Source organism: Streptosporangium sandarakinum (genome assembly GCF_013409935.1).
Lineage (GTDB): Bacteria > Actinomycetota > Actinomycetes > Streptosporangiales > Streptosporangiaceae > Streptosporangium > Streptosporangium nondiastaticum.
Map to the genome: position 1 here is coordinate 3,162,466 of NZ_JACCCO010000001.1, position 17,799 is coordinate 3,180,264.

The following is a 17,799-nucleotide window of genomic DNA, read 5'->3' on the forward strand; positions in this document are numbered from 1 at the left end:
GCGACTCCGCGTCGTCACCGCCCCGGATCGTCATGGTACGGCTCACCCGGCTCCGAGGCCGCCAGCAGTCCCAGGGCGACCTCGCGCCGGTGGGGTGGCAGCGGCGCACCAGCGGCCGTCAGCGCCCGGCCCGCGAGGTCGGCGGCGCCGACCCGGTCTCCCTCCGCCGCCCGTGCCCGCGCGCCGTACAGCAGTACGGAACCCTCGTGCGGCGCGTCGGCGAGCACGGCGGCCAACTCGCCGTCGGCGGCCCCGAAGTCGTGCAGCGTGGCCAGCGCGAAGGCGCGGGCCGCCCGGGTGACGGGCTCCGCGCGGTGCGGCACCCGGTCCAGATCGCGTAGCGCCTCCTCGGCCTCGCCGAGGTCGGCGAGGATCTCCCCGCGCACGCGCAGGGCGTCCGGCGTGTTCCCGTCGACGGCCAGCACCCCGTTGAGCACCGCCACGGCCGCCCGTGGGCGACCCAGCTCCCCGAGCGCCCACCCGAGCTGGGTCTGCACCGTCAGGTCGTTGGGCACCCGCTCGACGGCCGCACGCAGCAGGGTGAGGGCGAGCGCCCCGTCCCCCTGCCGTAGGTGTAGCCGACCGGCCGCCGCCAGCAGCCGCCCCACCGCGGAGGTGTCTCCCAGGGCCTCGAACATGGTCGTGGCCGTGTCGTAGGACCGGACGGCCTCCTCCAGGTCGCCCTCCTCGCAGGCGATGTTGCCGAGCAGGGACCACGCCTCGGCGCGCGGGCGCAGATCGTCGTCACCGGCTTCCAGGATCCTCCGGACGTGCCCGCGCGCGAGCGCGGCCTCCCCCTCGGCGAGGGCTTGGACCGCGGCGTGCAGCAGCGCCGCGGAGGACGTCGGCGCCGGAGGAACCGCCGGAACCGGGCCGCCGACGACGAGCCCGCGGACGACCGCGGCGAGACGGTCGTCGTACAGCGCGTACTCCCGCGAGCCGGACGCCCCTCCCTCGGACCGGAGGAGGTGGAGGGCGGCCAGTGCCCGCAGCACGGAACCGGGCACGCCGGCTGCCTCCGCCTCCCGTTCGCCGACCCGCGCGCGTCCGGGGAAGCCTGCGGTGAGTGTCCGTCCCAGCCAGTTGAGCAGCCGTTCGGGGTACAGGTCATGGTCGGTGGCGATCCCGGAGACGACGCGCCGCCAGGTGTCGCCGAGGAACCGCTCGGCGCCGCCCTCCCGGCGCAGGTGTGGTCCGGTGACGACGTCGGCGCCGGAGAACGTCTCCCACAGCGAGGAACACGCCGTCTGGACCAGCGCCGGGTGCACCGTGTCGGTCGGAGAGGCGACCGGTCTTCCCATGTCGTCGAGGAGCGTCACCGAGCGGAGGTCGTCGACCAGTTCCTCCGCCGCGCCGGGCGCGAAGGGACGGCCCCGGGTCTCCGAGGGGCCGCGGACCGCCCGCGTCGCCGCGTCGCGATCCAAGGGCGCCAGGACGACCTTCGAGCCCGCGGCCGTCCCGAACCGGGCACGGTAGGGCTCGAAGAGATCGGTGAACTCCTCTCGGCCCGCGAGCAGCAGGTGCAGTCCCGGATGGTCGTCCAGGGCGGCGGCGAGTTCGTCGACGAACGCGCCGACGTGCCGTCGGCGGTCCTCGCGGTCGTCGAACAGCTCCTCCATCTGGTCGATGGCGGCCATCAGCGGGCCGGAGGCGGCGGAGCGGCCGGCGATCGCCTCGTATCTGCGCAGGTGCCCGGAGATCGTCATCGCGGCCAGCCGGGCCGGTGACTCGTGGGGGGACCAGGAGGCCAGCAGCGCGAGGACGTAGGGGTTGTGCTCGGGCATTGCCGCGACGGGGAAGGAGGAGGCGTACGTCAGGCGGCCGACGGGAAGGATCCGCAGTCGCTCCGACGCCAGCAGCGGACAGACGCCGGCGTTCAGCAGCGAGGTCTTGCCGACCCCCGGCCCCCCCGTGAGAACGGTCAGCCGGTCGGCCTTCCAGAGTCTGGCGACCTGCCGGGACTCCCGTTCCCGCCCGAAGAACAGGCGGCTCTCCTCGGTGCGGAACGCGCGCAGGCCGATGTAGGGACCGTGGTCCACGGTATTGATCAGAGTCTCAACGGTCACATCGATCCCATCCGGTGCAATACAACCACTCGTCGACCGAATCCTGCGTCACTGCCGAAATAGTGGGGCGGTGGCCTGAGTGACCAAATGGAATGTGTGCACGAGTTTTACGCATCCTTGCTGCCGCCTCATCCGCGCACGCCCATCGGGGGCGCGGATTCCGCCGTTTCGCGGACGGACGACGGCACGCCGACTCGGCCGACCGCGGAACGGGCATCGACCGCACCCTCATCACCCACTTGTCATCGACGGGATCTCGTCCGCGGCGCGCGGGGCGTCACACGGACGACTGATGACCCGCGACCGGATCGGCGTCCCGTTCCTCGATCTCCATGAGCCTGCGAAGCGCGTGCGCCAAGGCGGTCTCGTCGAGCCTGTCGAGATCTCTCAGGGAAAGCCCTGAGACGTCGATGAGGCCACTGTCCCGCGTGGCGGCGTCATCCCACATAGGCGCTCCCGTCACCTTCGTTCCCGGTGCTCCGCCCCTCTATCTTCGCACGCCGTCCGACCATGGTCACGCGCCCGTTTGTGCATGTCCGAATTCAACCGAATGTCACGGATAAATTCACTTATAACGATTAATCATGTCATTCCGGACAACAGGAACGGCATCCTCGATATTCCCCCACAGCAGACACCGATGAAACGTCCGCCTCTTCGACGATCGGGGGGTGGCGCGCTTAGGATGGTCATTGTGAAGGCTGAACACGGGCGTATTCCACACGTTTGGGGCAAAGTACCCCAGCGCAACATGAACTTCACGGGAAGGGAAGACCTTCTCTCCCGTCTGCGCGAAGGCATCACGATGGACGTCACCGCCGTTCTGCCTCACGCGCTGCACGGCATCGGCGGCGTCGGGAAGACCCAGCTCGCCGTCGAGTACGCCTACCGCTACCAGGGCGACTACGAGCTCGTCTGGTGGATCTCCGCCGACCAGCCCCTCCTCGTGCGCTCGTCGCTCGCCGCCCTGGCGCCCCACCTCAAGCTGCCCTCGGCGGCGGTGACCGGTATCGAGGACGCCGCCGCCGCCGTCCTCGACGCGCTGCGCCGGGGCGAGCCCTACTCCCGGTGGCTGCTCATCTTCGACAACGCCGACCAGCCCGAGGACATCAACGAGATCATCCCCCGAGGCCCCGGGCACGTGCTGATCACCTCGCGCAACCACCGGTGGGAAGGGGTCGTCGACACGCTCGCCGTCGACGTCTTCGATCGGGCGGAGAGCGTGGAGTTCCTCAGCCGCCGCGTGCCCAAGGCCATCAGCACCGTCGACGCGGGCCGCCTGGCCGACGAGCTGGGCGACCTGCCTCTGGCGTTGGAGCAGGCCGGCGCCCTGCAGGCCGAGACGGGGATGTCCGTCGACGAGTACCTCCGGCTGCTCACCGAGAAGACCAGCCAGCTACTGGCCGAGAGCAAGCCCTCGGAGTACCCCCTGTCGATGACCGCGGCGTGGTCGCTGTCGGTGGAGCGGCTGAAAGAGCAGCTCCCCGAGGCGGTCGAGCTGCTGCGCTGCTGCGCGTTCTTCGGCGCCGAGCCCATCCCCCGCGACGTGTTCCGGCCGCTGTCCGGCGACACGGCCGACGTGGACGACCCGCAGGCCGCCGGCGCACTGCGCCGCATCCTCGGCAACCCCATCCTGCTCAGCAGGGCCATCCGGGAACTCGGCCGGTTCGCCCTGGCCCGCATCGACTCCCCCAGCCGGACCATCCAGGTGCACCGGCTGATCCAGGCGCTGATCCGCGACGAGCTGACCGCCCGGGAGCAGGCCCGCTACCGCGGCGAGGTCCACCTCCTGCTCGCCGCCGGTGCCCCGCTCGACCCCGACGACACGGCCAACTGGCCGCGATACGCCGACCTCCTCGCCCACGTGACGCCCGCGCTGGTGCCGGAGAGCAGGAACCCGACCGTCCGGCGGATGGCACTCGACCTCCTCCGCTACCTGTTCGTCTCCGGCGGCTACCAGTCGGCGCGTGCCTTCGCGCAGCAGTTCCTGCAGCGCTGGCGGGCCGATTCGGGTTCCGACCACCCCGACGTGCTGTCCGCGCAGCGGCACCTGGGCGACGTCCTGCGCGAGCTGGGCGAGTACCGCGAGGCGTACGACCTCAACAGCAGGACGCTGGAGCAGATGACGCGGGTCCTGGGCCCGGACCACCCGCAGACGCTGGTGGTCACCAACATCCACGCCGCCGACCTGCGCGCCCGCGGCGACTTCGCCGCGGCCCTGGAGGTCGACGAGGAGGCCCGGCGGCGGCACGAGGCGGTGCTCGGCCCGGTCCACCCCTGGACGCTCAACATGATGAACAACCTCGCGGTCGACCACGGCCTGATCAGCCGGTACCAGCGGGCCCGCGAGCTGCACGAGGACACTTACCTCCTCCAGCAGCAGAACGTCGGCGTCAACGGCGTCAGCAGGACCGACGTGCTCTCCTCCTGGAACGGCCTGTCCCGGGTGGTGCGGCTGTGCGGCGACTACCCCGAGGCCCGCGACCTCGGTGAGGACGCCCACGCCTACGGTGTGCAGGAGCTCGGTGCCGAGCATCCCTGGACACTCCGCACCGCCAAGGACCTGTCCATCGCGCTGCGGCGGACCGGCCGGATCCCGGAGGCCATCGAGCTGGCCCGGGACATTCTCTCCCGCTACGAGCGGATCTTCGGCAAGGACCACCCGGACACCCTCGCCGCCGCGATGAGCCTGGCCAACGCGCTGCGCAGCAACGGCGACATCGACGACGCCTTCCACCTCGCCGAGGACACCCTCGACCGCTACCCCGCCGTCTACGGCGCGGACCATCCCTACCACCACGGCTGCGCCGGCAACCTGGCCGTACTGCGCCGGGTGCGGGGCGACGTGATCGGCGCCCGCGACCTCGACCGGGCCTCACTCGCCGCCCTGGACGCCCGGCTCTCGCGTGACCATCACTACAGCCTCACCGTCGCGACCAACCTCGCCACCGACCTGGTCATGCTGGGGGAGCTGGACGAGGCCATCCCGCTGCGGCGCGACACCCTGGAGCGGCTGCGGACCATCCTCGGCCGCGAGCACCCCGTCGCACTGGCCGGCGCGGCGAACCTCGTCGCCGACCTGTACCGGGCGGGCGCCGAGGGGGAGGCGAAGAGCCTCTCGGAGGAGACCCTGGACGCCTACGCCCGGACCCTCGGACCCGACCATCCGGACACCAGGGTCGCCCTGGAAGGCAGGCACCTCGACCTCGACTTCGACCCCCCGCCGATCTGATCCGGACCCGCCGGATCCGGCCCGGTCCGCCCTGACGGGCGGGCCGGGCCGGTCGTGTGTGCCGGGTGGTGGCCGCGCGGGCGGACAACCGTGCGGACGACCGGGGCGCGCCGTGCGGGCGGTTCGTGCCGGGCCGGTCAGGGCGAGCCGTTGCGCAGGCGCCAGTGCCGTCGGTGCCGCTCGGCGGCGCGGCGGGCGAGCCCGAGCGCCGGGTCCGGCACCGGCTCCCCACGCCAGCCGGCCAGCGTCCGGTTCATCGAGGAGACGAACGCCGTCCCCTCGGGGGTCAGCGCCCCGCTCGCCGTGAGCGTCCGCACGACCTCGGCCGCGGCGTCCCGCCAGCGGACGAACTCGGCGTTCGCCCTGATCGCCGCGTTCCCGTGTTCGTGAAGGCGCTGCCTGCGCCAGAACCCGGCCACCCCCAGGTGTGCGTAGACCCCCTGCAGCAGACCGCTCACCGGCCGGGGGTCGTCGCGCCACGGCGCGTAGTACCGCGCCCCGGTGTCCGGCAGGGTCAGCGGGACCAGGTCGAGCAACGCCGTGAGCTTGGCGTGCTGCACCTCGTGGGCCAGCGTCACGGCCAGCACCCGGTCGTCCTCCGGAGCGGAGAGCGCCACGCAACCGAACGTCTCCCGGGACGACACGCTCACCTGCCCGGCCGTCGGCGGAGCCAGCGGTGCCAGCACCCTGACGATCTCGCCGATCTCCGCGGCGACGGTCCAGTGGTGCTTGACGAGCAGCTGCCACGCTCCGTCGAGGAGTACCTGCCACCTCGCGGCCTCGGCTGCCGTCAGTCGGCCGGCCGCGGTCGTCGCCGCGGGCAGGCAGTGCGCGTCCACGTCGTCGAGGAGCAGCTCGATCCCGCTTCCTCCCGCCTCGGCCGACAGCCTGCGCACGCCGTGCCAGCCCGGGGCCTCGGCCCGGTGGTCCGGCGGCACCCGGACGCGGTCGTCACCGGCCACGATCTCCGCCCCGCCGCGCGGCGCGACCCGCACGACCGCGCGGTCACCGCCCCCGCCGGAGGCCAGGACGGCGCGGCCGAGAGTGGGCAGCGCGACGACCCCCTCATGGACGGGCACCTCGACGACGGCCGCGACACCCGCCCTGATCGCCGTCGCGGCGGCGACGGCCGCGAGGTCCGCGGGGACAGCCGGAACGGCCGGGCCCGGCCGCGTGGGCCCGCCGTCCGGAGCCGCCGCCCCACCGTGCAGGGCGCGCAGCGTACGGCGGGCCCACGCGCCCGTGCCCGGATGCCGGATCACCGCTTCGGCCTCCGCAGGCGCGTGGGCCTGCACGTCCGCGAGCAGGTCGTAGGCCCGGCGGGTTCGGGCGGCCTGGGGATGGCGGGTCCCGGCCGCGGCGTCCACGACCCCGCGGATCAGCAGGATGTGCCTGCTGTGCTGGGCTGCGGCCAGGTCACGGACCGCGGCACCGCCGCCTCCCGCCGCGAGAGCCCGGAAGACGGCCTCGCTCAGGCGGTGCGCGCCGAGGTTCATGGGCGGCCCAGCCGTACGGCCAGGTCCGCCTCAACGGTCCGCTTCACATGGGTGACCAGGCGGAACAGGTCCGGACAGTAGACCGACGGATTGGCGAAACCGGTGCCCGAGCGGTAGCGGTGCGCGTACAGCCCCGCCCCGCACACCCGGTGCACCGGGCATGCCCGGCACGTCGCCGACAGTGCCCCGGCCCCGAGTTGCCTGGCCACCACCGCCGGCAGCGACAGCACCGCGTCGAAGGGGTCGCGGTCCACGTGCAGGCCGGTGTGCGGAGCTCCGTGGTAGGCGGACTTCAGCACGTCGGACTGCTCGATGCTTCCGTCGGTCTCGACGACCAGCACGCCCACCGGTGAGAGCCCGATCGCCTCGCTGGTGGAGGCCCCGCCGAAGAGGAGGTGGAGGATCTCACCGAACAGGCGCACCCGCGTCCTCTGCCGGGGCTCCCGGTACCACCGGTCGAAGACCGCGACGAGCCAGTCCCCGTACGGTGTGGCGGAGCGGTCCGGGCCGCGGCCGGGCGGCGGGGCGTCCCAGTTTCCGTGGGGAAGTAATAGGTCGACGACCGGCGGCCGGAACTCCGTCAGCGCCTCGTAGGTGTCCAGTGGGTCGTTGCGCAGGTCGACGGCGCACAGCAGGCCGACGAACAGGTGCCGGTGACGGGGGCTCGTCAGCCGTTCGAGGGCGGCCCGCACGGACGCGTGGCTGCCGCCGCCGTCCGCGCGGCGGCGGTGCCGGTCGTGCGCCTCTGCCGTGCCGTCCAGGCTGACCCCCACCCGGACGCCGAGCTCGTCGAACAGGCGGAGGTAGTCCTCGGTGAGGCGGACCGCGTTGGTCTGGACGACCACGTCCGTCCGCGCGGTCGGGCCGACCTCTGCGCGCAGGGCGTCCACCAGGCGGCGGATCGTCGCGGGCCCGGCGAGCAGGGGCTCACCGCCGTGCAGCACGACACGGACCGCGGTCAGACCGTGGGACCGTACGTGCTCGGCGACGCGGGCGGCGACCCGGTCGGCGATCCGCGGGGACATCCGGACGGGGCGGGAACGCCACGTCTGGTCCGCCATTTCGTAGACGTAGCAGTAATCGCACGCGAGGTCGCACCGGCTGTGGACTTTGACGATGAACTCCCGGAAGGGGGTGGGACGCCAGCCCGCCGCGGTCAGGGCCGGAACGTCCAGTGTCGCGGGCCATTCCTTCCCGCCCTCCGCGAGGAAGGGCCGCTGGGCACGTATGGCCACGCGCGATCCGCCTCTCGTCCGTGCTCCGTCCGAGCGGCCGGGTTCGCCGCCGTCCTGTCCGTTCTGTTTCGAGGATCGCAAAACTCAGAGTCAGACACAATACGCGAAAATTCATCAAAACCCGACGGTCTTCCCTTTCCGTAAAGGTTACCTCTTTCCCGCCGCGCTTCCCGCGGACCACGGAAACCATGGGAAAGGAGAATCGGAATGACCGCTTTTCCGGCATTTGGCAGCCGAAATACCGGCGGCGTTTCGTGACGAGGCCGCCCGGGTTCCGGGGCCGCGGAGATCACGGCGGCGCCCCGCGCGACGGCCCCGGGAGCAGGAGGCCGCTCACCACGCCCGGCAGGGCCGCGCGGCGGGCCGGTCCCGCCTCGCCGACCGGCGCGGCGAGCATCCCCAGCCGGAGCTGGTCCAGACGCCGGGCCGCCCGGTCGCGCAACTCGTCCAGCTCGCCGAACTGGATGGAGTCGGTCGGGCGGCTCTTGGCGCAGGCGGGTTCCTGTGGGCGTGCGGCATGGGGATGTCGCCGGACAGCAGGTTGAACAGCGTGGGGATGTCGCTGGAGCCCTGGATGCTGGCGTGCCCGCGCAGTGCCTGGATGCCGCCGCCGGGACGGCCCATGTTGCCCAGCAGCAGTTGCAGGACGCAGGCGGCGCGGATGAACTGCGAGCCGTCGCTGTGCTGGATCCAGCCCACCGCGTAGACGAACTCGGCGGTCCGCTCCGGGCCGGAGTTCTCCACCGGGTGCCGGCAGACCTCGGCGAACAGCTCCCGCGGGATGCCGCAGATCCGCTCGACCATCTCCGGGGTGTAGCGGGCGTAGTGGCGACGGAAAACAACTGACAAAGGTCTCCCGCCCCGGGGTGTGGCGGATTGTGACGCCGGAGCCGCCGGACTGGAGTGGGGGCGGCAGACGAAGGCCGCCTTCACGGCCTCACCGAGCGCACCCGGCTGGAGCGGAACATTGCCTCACCGCGACACGTGCCACCACTCCGCGGTCGCCGCCCTGGCGGCCTCCGCCGCCCTGGTGACCGGTCTCGTCCTCGCGCCCGCCGACGCGGTGCAGGGCGAGGCGCAGCGTCTCATGTACGTGCACGTCCCGGCGGCCTGGACCGCCTACGCCGCGTTCACCGTCACGGCGGTCTCGGGCCTGGCCGTCCTGGCCCGCCGCGGCACGGTGTGAGACCGGGTGGGCCGGGCCGCCGCGGAGCTCGGCGCGGGGATGACGGCCCTCGCCGTGGCGCTGGGCATGATCTGGGGGCGGCCGGTGTGGGGCGTCTGGTGGACGTGGGACCCGCGCCTGGTCGCCACGCTCGCCATGCTGCTGGCCTTCCTCACCTGCCTGGCGGTGCGGCGGTGGCACGGCGACGCCGCCCGCGGGGCCCGGGGCGCGGCCGTCGCGGGGGTGGCGGGCTTCGCGATGGTGCCCGTCACGCACTTCTCCGTCCTGTGGTGGCGGACGCTGCACCAGCCTCCCTCGGTGCTGCGCCCGCCCGGGGACGTGCCGGTGGACCCGCCGATGCTGGCCGCCCTGGCCGCCGGGGTCCTGGCGTTCACCCTGCTCGGATGCCTGGTGGTCGCCCGGCGGGTCCGCGCGCTGGACGCCGCGGCGGCCCCGGCGGAACACGTCAGCCGCGCCGCGCTGGGGAGGGCCGCGTGACCGGCTGGGGATGGGTGTGGGCCGGCTACCTGCTCACCGCCGCCACCTGGGCGGCGTACCTGCTCCGATCGGGTCGGCGGCCGTCGTGATCCCGCCCCGCCGGTGGCTCCGGCGCCCGCCGTCCGCTCCGTGGACGCGGCGCCGCCCGCTCCCGGACCGGGTACGGCGCCGCCTGCCGCTGCTGCTCGTCGGCGTCGCCGCGCTCACCCTCGGTGCCCTGGCGTTCTCCGGGATCGGGGACGGGATGGTGTACTACCGCACGCCCACCGAACTCGCCGGGCACGACGCCGGGCAGACCGGCCGGCTGCGGGTCGGCGGGCTGGTGCTGCCGCACTCGGTGCGGGCCGAGGGGGACGCCCTCCGCTTCCGGCTGAGCGACGGCGTCGGCGCCGTGGAGGTGCTGCACCGGGGCGAGGTGCCGCCGGTGTTCCGCGAGGGGCAGGGAGCCGTGGCCGAGGGCGTGCTCGGTCCCGGCGGCGTGTTCCGCTCGGACCGCCTGATGGTCAAACACTCCGACGAGTACCGCGCCGCGGAGCCGGCCCGGTGAAGTGCCTGCTGGGAACGCTCGCGCTCTGGGCCGGCGCGGCGGGTTCGGTGGTCGCCGCCCTCGCCTGGGCCGGTCTCGCCGGGCGCCGTACGGCGGTGGCCGCCACGGCGGCGGCGTCCGGCTGCGCGGCGGCGGCGTTCGCCGTCCTGGAATGGGCCCTGCTCACCCGTGACTTCCAGGTCGGATTCGTGGCCCGCAACGGCGGGCGGGGCGTCCCGTCCTACTACACCTTCACCAGCCTCTGGTCGGCCGTCGAGGGCTCGCTGGCGCTGTGGGCGCTCGCGCTCACCGGGTGCGCCCTCGTCGCCGGGCTCGGCCGGGACGAGGGACCGCACCGGCGGATCGCGATGGCCGTGCTCATGACGCTGTGCGCGTGCTTCCTCGCCCTCGTCCCGCTGGCCGCGAACCCCTTCCGGGAGGTCGCCGCGCCCCCCGCGGACGGCCCCGGGCCCAATCCCCTGCTGCGCGGCCACCCCCTCATGGGGATCCATCCGCCGCTGCTGTACCTCGGCTACCTCGCCCTGGCCGTGCCGTTCGCCCTCGGGGTCGCGAGCCTGGTCGCGGGGCGCGCCGGGCGTCCGGTGGTGCGGGCGATGCGGCGGTGGACGCTCGCCGCCTGGGCCGCGCTGACCGCCGGCATCGTGCTGGGCGCCTGGTGGTCCTACGGCGTGCTCGGCTGGGGCGGCTACTGGGAGTGGGACCCGGTGGAGAACGCCTCGATCGTCCCGTGGTTCACCGCGACGGCGTCCCTGCACTCACTGGCCGTACGGGACCGCCACGGCTCGCTGGGGCCGTGGTCCGCGGCGCTCGCGACGGCGGGGTTCCCGCTGGCACTGCTGGGGACGTTCCTCACCCGCGGCGGGGCGGTCGCCAGCGTCCACTCCTTCACCCGGTCCGCCGTGGGCCCGCCGCTGCTGGGCATCCTCACCGCGACCCTCATCGCGACCTGCGGCCTGCTGGTGTGGCGGGCCGGGCGGCTCCGCCGGGCCGGGGAGGTCCCCGGCGGTGACGGCCATGGGACGCCGGTCGGGGACGCCTCCGGTGACGGCCGAGGGGCGTTGGCCGGGGGTGCACACGGTGACGGCCATGGGACGCCGGTCGGGAACGCCTGCGGTGACGGTCGCGGAACGTTGGTCGGGGCCGGTGTCGCGCTGCTGGCCACCCTGGCGTTCACCGTGCTCCTCGGCACCCTGTACCCGCTGGTCGTGAAGGTCCTCGTCGGGGCGGACGTCGCCGTCGGCCCGCCGTACTTCAACCGGGTGACCGTCCCGCTCGCCCTGGCGCTGCTCGTGCTCATGGCGGTGGCCCCGCTCGTCCCCCCGAACCGGGCGCGGCCGCCGCTGCGACGGCTGGCCTGGCCGGTCGCGGCGGGCGCGACGACCGTCGCGGCCCTCGGCTTCGGCGGGTTCAGCGGCTTCGGCGGCTTCGCCGGACCCGGTGGATTCAGCGGCTCCGGTGGTTTCGGCGGTCACGGCGGCGGTCACGGGCCCCTGCCGCTGGTCGCCTTCGGGCTCGGGGCGTTCGTCCTCGCGGCCACCGCGCTCCGCGTCCGCGAGGTCGCCGGGCGGCACGGCCCTGCCGCGCCGGTCCGCGCGTCCGTCCGGCGGCGACTGGGCGGCTCCATCGTCCACGCGGGGGTCGCGCTGGCCGCCGTGGCGATCGCCGGCTCCACGGCGTACACCCACGACGCGTGGGGACGCCTGGAACCGGGGGACACCCTGCGGGCCGGCGGGTACGTCCTGCGGCTCGACGGCGTGGAACGGCGGCGCGACGCCGACGCCATGTCCGTCGCCGCGCGGGTGAGCGTCTTCGAGGACGGCCGCCCGGCCGGGACCCTGCGCCCGTCGATCACCTTCTACCCGGCGAGCGGCGCACCCCCGGTCGGCGCCCCCGCCGTGCGCACCGGGCCGCTGGCCGACCTCTACATCACCGTCTCGGAGGTGGATCCGGCGGACGGTACGGCGGTGCTGCGCGCGGCCGTCAACCCGCTGATGGCCCTGCTGTGGACATCCGGAGCCGTGATGGTGCTCGGCGCCCTGGCGGCCCTGCCCCGCCCCGGGGCGCGGCGTCTGCGGCGTTCACGGCATCCTCGGTGGGCGCGGCGCCCGCGGCAGGCGCGGCGGATGCCGTCCGCGCGGATCGGCGGGACCGAGGCACCCTCCGTGGCGGTGCGGGAGGACCCGGGCGGACCCGGCGTGGACAGCCGCGAGGCCGTGGGAGGGCCGGCCCGGTGAATCCGACGGACCCGACAGGGCCGGTGGACCCCACAGACCCGATGGGCCCGGCGAACCCGGCTGATCCGGCAGGCCCGGGAAGTCTCGCGGACCCGGCCGGTCCGGTGGGCACGGTGGATCCGCCGGCCCCGGCCGGTCCCTCGCGGAGATGGCGTTATCCCGCGCTGCTCCTGGTCGCCGCGGCGGTGATGGCCCTGTCGGCGGTCCTCGCCCGCGGTCTCGCGCGCGGACCGGCGGAACCGGCGGTGCCCGCCGACCGGCCGGCCCCGAAGCTGTCCGGCACCACCCTGGACGGCACGCGGTTCACACTCGGCGAGCTGCGGGGGCACGTCGTGCTCGTGAACGTCTGGGCGTCCTGGTGCGAGTCGTGCCGAGAGGAGTTCCCGCTCGTCGTGGAGACCGCACGGCGGCTCGGCCCGCGAGGACTGCGGATCGTGGGGGTGGACACCCGCGACACCCGGGAGGCCGCCCGGCTGTTCCTGCGCGAGTCCGGCGTGACCGACGTGAGCGTCCCTGTCCAGCTCTTCGACCCGGACGGCCGGCTGGCCCTCGAACTCGGCGTGCTCGGCGTGCCGGAGACCTTCCTGGTCGGCCGGGACGGCCGGATCGCCGACCGCGTGCTCGGCCCGGTGACACAGCGGTGGATCGACCGCGCCGTACTGCCCCGGCTCACGCGATGAGACGCCGCCCCGCGCCTTCGGGCCGCACCGCGGCGTGCCGCTCCACGTCCCCGGATCACATCGTGGACCGCCCCGTGAGACGCCGGCTCGCGGTCGCGGGGCTGATCGTTCTCGTGGCGCTCGCCTGCGCGGCGGTGTGGCGTGCCGGCCGGAGCGAACCGGCCCTCGGCGAGCGCGTCATGGAGGTGGCCGCGATGCTGCGCTGCCCCGACTGCCAGGGGCTGTCCGCCGCCGAGTCGCCGTCGAAGCTGGCCGGGGCCATGCGCGCGGAGATCGGCCGCCGGCTGACCCGGGGCCGGTCGAGCACCTGGTGCCGGTCCCGGTCGCCGGTCAGGCGCCGGTCCACCCAGGGCCAGACGTACATGAGGAGGATGACGACCGTGGGGAAGAACACACCGGGCAGGAACGGCGACGGGACGAGATAGCCGAAGACCCGGAGCTCCACGGCGGGGAAGATGCGGAGCATCCCGTCCACCCAGCCGAGGTACCAGTCCGGCTGGGCGGGCGCGGTCACCGCCGCCGGCTCGTACGGCCCCCACACCCAGACCGGGTTGATCTGGGCGAAGCCCCCGAAGCCGAAGACCACCGCGAGCACCGCGCACAGCAGGGCCAGGGACCGGATGCCGTAGGTCGGCCAGAGCTTCGACCCGACCACGTTGTGGTCGTTGCGCCCGGGGCCGGGGAACTGCGCGTGCTTCTGCCTGATGATCACCGCCAGGTGGACGCCGAGCAGGGCCGCGATGAGCACCGGGATGAGGAGGACGTGCAGGATGTAGAGCCGGGGGATGATCAGGTCGGCCGGGAACTCGCCGCCGAAGAGCAGGAACTGGACCACGGCCCCACCACCGGTATCGACAGCGCGATCGCCGACGCGACTCTCAGGCCGCTTCCGGACAGCAGGTCGTCGGGGAGCGAGTACCCGGCGAAGGACGTGGCCATCCCGAGGACGAACATCGTCAGCCCGGTCACCCAGTTGATCTCCCGGGGCTTGCGGAACGCGCCGGTGAAGAAGATCCGGCACATGTGGACGATGATCGCTCCGATGAAGAACAGCGCCGACCAGTGGTGGGCCTGCCGCATCAGCAGGCCGGCTCGCACGTCCCAGCTCAGCTCGACGGTCGAGGCGTAGGCGGCCGACACGGTGGTCCCGCGCAGCGGCGCGTAGCCGCCGCTGTAGACGCGGTCGGCCATGCTCGCGTCGTAGAAGAACGTCAGGAAGACACCGGTGGCGACGAGCGCCACGAAGGAGTAGAGGGCGATCTCGCCCAGCATGAACGTCCAGTGGTCCGGGAAGACCTTGGCCAGCGCCAGCCGGAGTTGCGGCGCGATCCGCAGCCGGGCGTCCAGCCAGCCCATGCTCCGCCGCACCAGCCACCGCGTGATCATGTCTTCCTCCAGTAGCCGGGACCGGGCGGGCCCGAGAGGCCGCCCCGGGCGACGAGCGTCCCGTCGGCGCCCACCCCGAGCGGCAGCTGCGGCAGCGGCCGGGCGGCAGGTCCGGCGACCGGCCTGGCCCCGCCGAGGACGTCGAAGAGCGACTGGTGGCAGGGGCACAGGAGCTGCTGGGTCTGCTTGACGTACAGCCCGACCGGGCAGCCGGCGTGGGTGCAGAGCTTGGAGTAGGCCACCAGGCCGTCGACGGCCCAGTTCTCCCGCCCGGGGGGCAGCTCCAGGTCGGCCGGGTCCACCCGGATGAGCAGCACCGCCGCGTCGCCGATCCCGGCCCGTCCCTCGGGGAACACCGTGACCACGCCGCCTTCGGCGACATCGCCGGGCCGTACCGGCCGGCCCCTGTCGTTCACGACGCGGGCGCCCGCCCGCCAGGGGGTGTCGGCGAGGGCGCGCCACGGGTTCGGGCCGCGCGCCAGCAGCGACCGGATCGGGAAGAGCGCGGCCAGGCCCAGCACGCCGAGCGCGAGGGTCAGCATCCTGCGGGGCAGCGCCGTCCGGGTGAGGGGGGCCTCGTCGCGGGCGAACTCCGAGGCCAGGGCGCGGCGTTCGGGCAGCGGCGAGATCATCGGCTCCCGCTCCTCCACGAACGGCCCCTGGGGCAGGAGCGTGTGCGCCCAGAGGGCGAATCCCACCGCGAGCCCGGCGAACGCCACCAGGAGGCCGAGCCCGAGCAGCTGGGTGTCGTCGCCGAGGACGTACATCGCGGCGAAGAAGGCGGCGGCGAGGGCGGCCACCCCGAACGCGACGGCGACGTGGCGCTCCGCCCGGCGCCGGGGCCCGCTCACCGCGCCCTCTTCCCGAGGAGGCGGATGACGATCAGCAGCAGGCCGATGCCGAAGACCCACGCCACGAGGCCCTCGGCCACCGGCCCGACCCCGCCCAGCTTCGCCCCGCCCCGGTCGTCCGTACGGCGCAGCGCGAGGATGTAACCGATGATCGAGTTCACCTCCGCGTCGCTCAGCGTCCCCTGTGAGAACCGGGGCATCGTCCCGGGGCCGATCCGGATCGCCTCGGCGATCTGGGTGGGTGAGGGGTACATGAGCGACGGCGCGTAGCGCCCGTCGGGCAGCGCCGCACCCACCGCGCTCGCGGAGTGGCAGGAGGCGCAGTTCTGCAGGTAGAGGGTGGCGCCCAGCCGCACGTCGCCCGGGGCGACGCGTGGCATCGGCTCGCCCCTGCCGAGGGTGGACACGTAGGCGATCAGCGCGTCGATGTCGTGGCGGCCGAAGGCCGGCTTGCCGCGCCGCGGCACGGCGTCGGGCGCGGGCAGCGGCATCCGGCCGCTGGAGACCTGGTAGTCCACGTCGGCCGGCCCGGCGTCGCGCAGGCTCGGGCCGTTCTGGCTGCCCCCGCCGTCCTGGCCGTGGCAGCCGGCGCAGGTCGCCCGGTACAGCTGCCGCCCGCGGGCGAACGGGTCGCTCGCGGCGGGGGACGGGACCGGCCCCGGGGACGGCGGCCACGGCTCGCCCCGCGCCCCGGGTGCCGAGGACCGCGGCCACGGCTCGCTCCGCGCTCCGGCGTCCGCCGGCCCGCCGGACAGCGCGCCCGCGCCCGCGGCGGCCGCCGCCAGGAGCAGCGCGCCCCGGGCGGCGTGTTTCACGGTGTGCTTCGCGGCGTGCCGTACGGCCTGCTCCAGGGTGTGCCGGGCCGCGCCCCGGGCGGTGCCCCGAACGGTCCGCCGGGTGACGCGCCGGGCGGGTCCCGGCCGGTGGTCGTGGTACCGCATCGGTCACCTCAACGTGAACAGGTAGGCGGTGATGTCCCGCGCGTCCTCCTCGGTCACCCCGAGGTTCGGCATCGCGTTGCCGGGCACGACGCCCTGCGGGTCGCGGAGCCAGCGCCGCAGGTTCGGCGCGTTGTTCTGCAGCACCCCCGCGATGTAGCTCCGCCGGCCGAACGCGGTGAGCGGCGGCCCCACCGTCCCCTCCGCGCCCTGCACGCCGGGGATGGTGTGGCAGGAGGAGCAGCCGTACACGCTGATGAGCCGCTGCCCGCGCTCGGGGTCGCCGCCCTGCACCTCCGGCGGCGGGAAGCCGGACCGGCCGCCGCCCGCGCCGCACCCGGCGAGCGGACCGGCGGCGAGCGCGCACAGCGCCGCCAGTGCCGCCAGGGCCGCCAGGGCCTCCGCCCGCCGTGCCCCCGGCCCCGCCGGCCCCGCCGGTCTCATGAGCGCGCCTCCCCGGAGGGGACCCGCTCGGGGACCTCCGGCACGCGCGGCGGCGCGGCCGTGCCGTCCTCCCCAGCGGATCCGCCCATCCACCGCAGGAACAGGGCGATCATCACGGCGAAGTAGACCAGGTCGGCCGGCACCCACATGACCAGGCCGGCGAGCTGCTGGTCGGTGAGCGGGTCCACGCCGATCCCGGCCGCCTCGGCGGCCTGCAGCGGGTACAGCGGGGCCCGCGCCAGGGTGAGGACCGCGCCCAGCGCCGCCGCGGGCAGCATGGTCACGAACAGGTAGAGCAGCGCGACGGGCCCGCCGATCCGGTGCCTGCCCGGGGTCAGCAGGTGCCACCACAGCAGCCAGGCCGCGCCGAGGAAGCACAGGTGCTCGATCACGTGCACCGGCTCGACGGCCAGGGCGAGGTCGTAGGGGACCGGCAGGTGCCAGAACCACAGCACCACGGTGTGCAGCAGCCAGGCGGTGACCGGCAGGTAGAGCAGGCGCAGCAACCGCGAGCACGTCCCACTTCCACGGCCCGGCGCCGCCGCCGTGGGCGAGGAGCGTCATGTCTGGACGCATTGCGGCAGCATCACCACGGCGAGGCCCCCATCAGGATCATGAGCACGGAGAACACGTTCAGCCAGAACCCGATCTGGAGCATGAAACGGACCCGGTCCGACTTCCTCCCCGGGGGTTCGGGCGGGTCGCGCCGCCACAGCAGCAGATCCACGACGAGCGCGGCCGCCACGACGACGGCGGGCAGCCCGGTGGCGACGGCGGCGAAGACGACCACCGGGATCCCGCCGATGAGGCCGCCGCCATCGACGCAGGTCAGCTCGACCACGCTCCACGCGAAGACGATGTGGAGGGACCACGCGATCACCCCGCCCAGCACCGCGAACCACAGCGGTCCCGGCCGGGTACGGCGGGCCTTCCCAGGCTTCCCGGGCTCCCCGGGCCTCCCGGACGTTCGGGCCTCCCCGGGGCGTCCCCCGGAGCCCGGGGTGGCGGATTCGGTCTGCTCGGACAT

Annotated in this window: 14 protein-coding genes and 4 pseudogenes; 6 read left to right on the top strand and 12 right to left on the bottom strand. The window is 74.3% G+C overall.

Annotation, left to right across the window (positions count from 1 at the left end; translation table 11 throughout):
- Nucleotides 1-14 precede the first annotated feature (14 nt).
- Both HDA43_RS36395 and fxsA read right to left on the bottom strand, forming a co-directional pair.
- Nucleotides 15-2,066: an nSTAND1 domain-containing NTPase gene (locus tag HDA43_RS36395; protein WP_179820754.1), complete on the bottom strand. Its 2,052-nt coding sequence runs from the start codon at nucleotides 2,064-2,066 to the stop codon at nucleotides 15-17.
- Between the two features lie 277 nt (nucleotides 2,067-2,343).
- Nucleotides 2,344-2,514, bottom strand: coding sequence for an FxSxx-COOH cyclophane-containing RiPP peptide (gene fxsA, locus HDA43_RS14175; RefSeq protein ID WP_179820756.1), 171 nt, complete (start codon nucleotides 2,512-2,514; stop codon nucleotides 2,344-2,346).
- Between the two features lie 237 nt (nucleotides 2,515-2,751).
- Here fxsA and fxsT point away from each other — a divergent pair, with 237 nt between their 5' ends.
- Nucleotides 2,752-5,298 carry an FxSxx-COOH system tetratricopeptide repeat protein gene (fxsT, locus tag HDA43_RS14180; protein WP_179820759.1) on the top strand — a complete coding sequence of 849 codons (2,547 nt, stop codon included), beginning with the start codon at nucleotides 2,752-2,754 and terminating at the stop codon, nucleotides 5,296-5,298.
- 137 nt (nucleotides 5,299-5,435) lie between these two features.
- Here fxsT and HDA43_RS14185 read toward each other — a convergent pair whose 3' ends face one another.
- The 4 genes and pseudogenes from HDA43_RS14185 to HDA43_RS14195 all read right to left on the bottom strand — a co-directional run.
- Nucleotides 5,436-6,794 carry an HEXXH motif domain-containing protein gene (locus HDA43_RS14185; protein WP_179820761.1) on the bottom strand — a complete coding sequence of 453 codons (1,359 nt, stop codon included), beginning with the start codon at nucleotides 6,792-6,794 and terminating at the stop codon, nucleotides 5,436-5,438.
- Nucleotides 6,791-8,029 carry an FxsB family cyclophane-forming radical SAM/SPASM peptide maturase gene (locus HDA43_RS14190; protein ID WP_312873245.1) on the bottom strand — a complete coding sequence of 413 codons (1,239 nt, stop codon included), beginning with the start codon at nucleotides 8,027-8,029 and terminating at the stop codon, nucleotides 6,791-6,793. The genes HDA43_RS14185 and HDA43_RS14190 overlap by 4 nt, the downstream gene beginning before the upstream one ends.
- 405 nt (nucleotides 8,030-8,434) lie before the next feature.
- Nucleotides 8,435-8,531 (bottom strand): annotated as a pseudogene (locus tag HDA43_RS35015) (4Fe-4S dicluster domain-containing protein); the annotation flags it as partial.
- A 2-nt stretch (nucleotides 8,532-8,533) separates the two neighbouring features.
- Nucleotides 8,534-8,869, bottom strand: a pseudogene (locus tag HDA43_RS14195) (formate dehydrogenase); the annotation flags it as partial.
- A gap of 127 nt (nucleotides 8,870-8,996) precedes the next feature.
- On the opposite strand from HDA43_RS14195, the pseudogene ccsA reads away from it, so the two are divergent.
- The 5 genes and pseudogenes from ccsA to HDA43_RS36685 all read left to right on the top strand — a co-directional run bounded on the left by ccsA (nucleotide 8,997) and on the right by HDA43_RS36685 (nucleotide 13,578).
- Nucleotides 8,997-9,692, top strand: a pseudogene (ccsA, locus tag HDA43_RS14205) (cytochrome c biogenesis protein CcsA).
- 85 nt (nucleotides 9,693-9,777) lie between these two features.
- Nucleotides 9,778-10,239, top strand: coding sequence for a cytochrome c maturation protein CcmE (locus HDA43_RS14210; RefSeq protein WP_179820770.1), 462 nt, complete (start codon nucleotides 9,778-9,780; stop codon nucleotides 10,237-10,239).
- The gene (locus tag HDA43_RS14215; protein ID WP_179820772.1) at nucleotides 10,236-12,473 is read left to right on the top strand and encodes a heme lyase CcmF/NrfE family subunit; all 2,238 of its coding nucleotides are present in this window, start codon (nucleotides 10,236-10,238) and stop codon (nucleotides 12,471-12,473) included. The genes HDA43_RS14210 and HDA43_RS14215 overlap by 4 nt, the downstream gene beginning before the upstream one ends.
- A 113-nt stretch (nucleotides 12,474-12,586) precedes the next feature.
- A complete protein-coding gene (locus HDA43_RS14220) occupies nucleotides 12,587-13,153 on the top strand; it encodes a redoxin family protein (RefSeq protein ID WP_179820775.1) in 567 nt (188 codons plus the stop codon).
- Nucleotides 13,150-13,578: a cytochrome c-type biogenesis protein CcmH gene (locus HDA43_RS36685; protein WP_376770502.1), complete on the top strand. Its 429-nt coding sequence runs from the start codon at nucleotides 13,150-13,152 to the stop codon at nucleotides 13,576-13,578. Before HDA43_RS14220 ends, HDA43_RS36685 begins: the two co-directional genes overlap by 4 nt.
- 164 nt (nucleotides 13,579-13,742) lie before the next feature.
- On the opposite strand, the pseudogene HDA43_RS14230 reads toward HDA43_RS36685, so the two are convergent.
- The 6 genes and pseudogenes from HDA43_RS14230 to HDA43_RS14255 form a co-directional block, all read right to left on the bottom strand.
- Nucleotides 13,743-14,539: pseudogene (locus tag HDA43_RS14230) on the bottom strand (cytochrome b); the annotation flags it as partial.
- The gene (locus HDA43_RS36400; protein ID WP_179820782.1) at nucleotides 14,536-15,390 is read right to left on the bottom strand and encodes a ubiquinol-cytochrome c reductase iron-sulfur subunit; all 855 of its coding nucleotides are present in this window, start codon (nucleotides 15,388-15,390) and stop codon (nucleotides 14,536-14,538) included. The pseudogene HDA43_RS14230 and the gene HDA43_RS36400, both read right to left, overlap by 4 nt.
- Nucleotides 15,387-16,331 (bottom strand): cytochrome bc1 complex diheme cytochrome c subunit, encoded by a 945-nt coding sequence (qcrC, locus tag HDA43_RS14240; RefSeq protein WP_179820785.1) that lies wholly within the window; start codon nucleotides 16,329-16,331, stop codon nucleotides 15,387-15,389. The genes HDA43_RS36400 and qcrC overlap by 4 nt, the downstream gene beginning before the upstream one ends.
- Nucleotides 16,332-16,334: 3 nt before the next feature.
- Nucleotides 16,335-16,772, bottom strand: a complete 438-nt coding sequence (locus HDA43_RS14245; protein WP_179820788.1) for a c-type cytochrome — start codon at nucleotides 16,770-16,772, stop codon at nucleotides 16,335-16,337.
- On the bottom strand, nucleotides 16,769-17,278 hold the full coding sequence (locus HDA43_RS14250) for a cytochrome c oxidase assembly protein (protein ID WP_179820791.1): 510 nt from the start codon (nucleotides 17,276-17,278) through the stop codon (nucleotides 16,769-16,771). Before HDA43_RS14250 ends, HDA43_RS14245 begins: the two co-directional genes overlap by 4 nt.
- An 80-nt stretch (nucleotides 17,279-17,358) precedes the next feature.
- A complete protein-coding gene (locus tag HDA43_RS14255) occupies nucleotides 17,359-17,799 on the bottom strand; it encodes a hypothetical protein (protein ID WP_179820793.1) in 441 nt (146 codons plus the stop codon).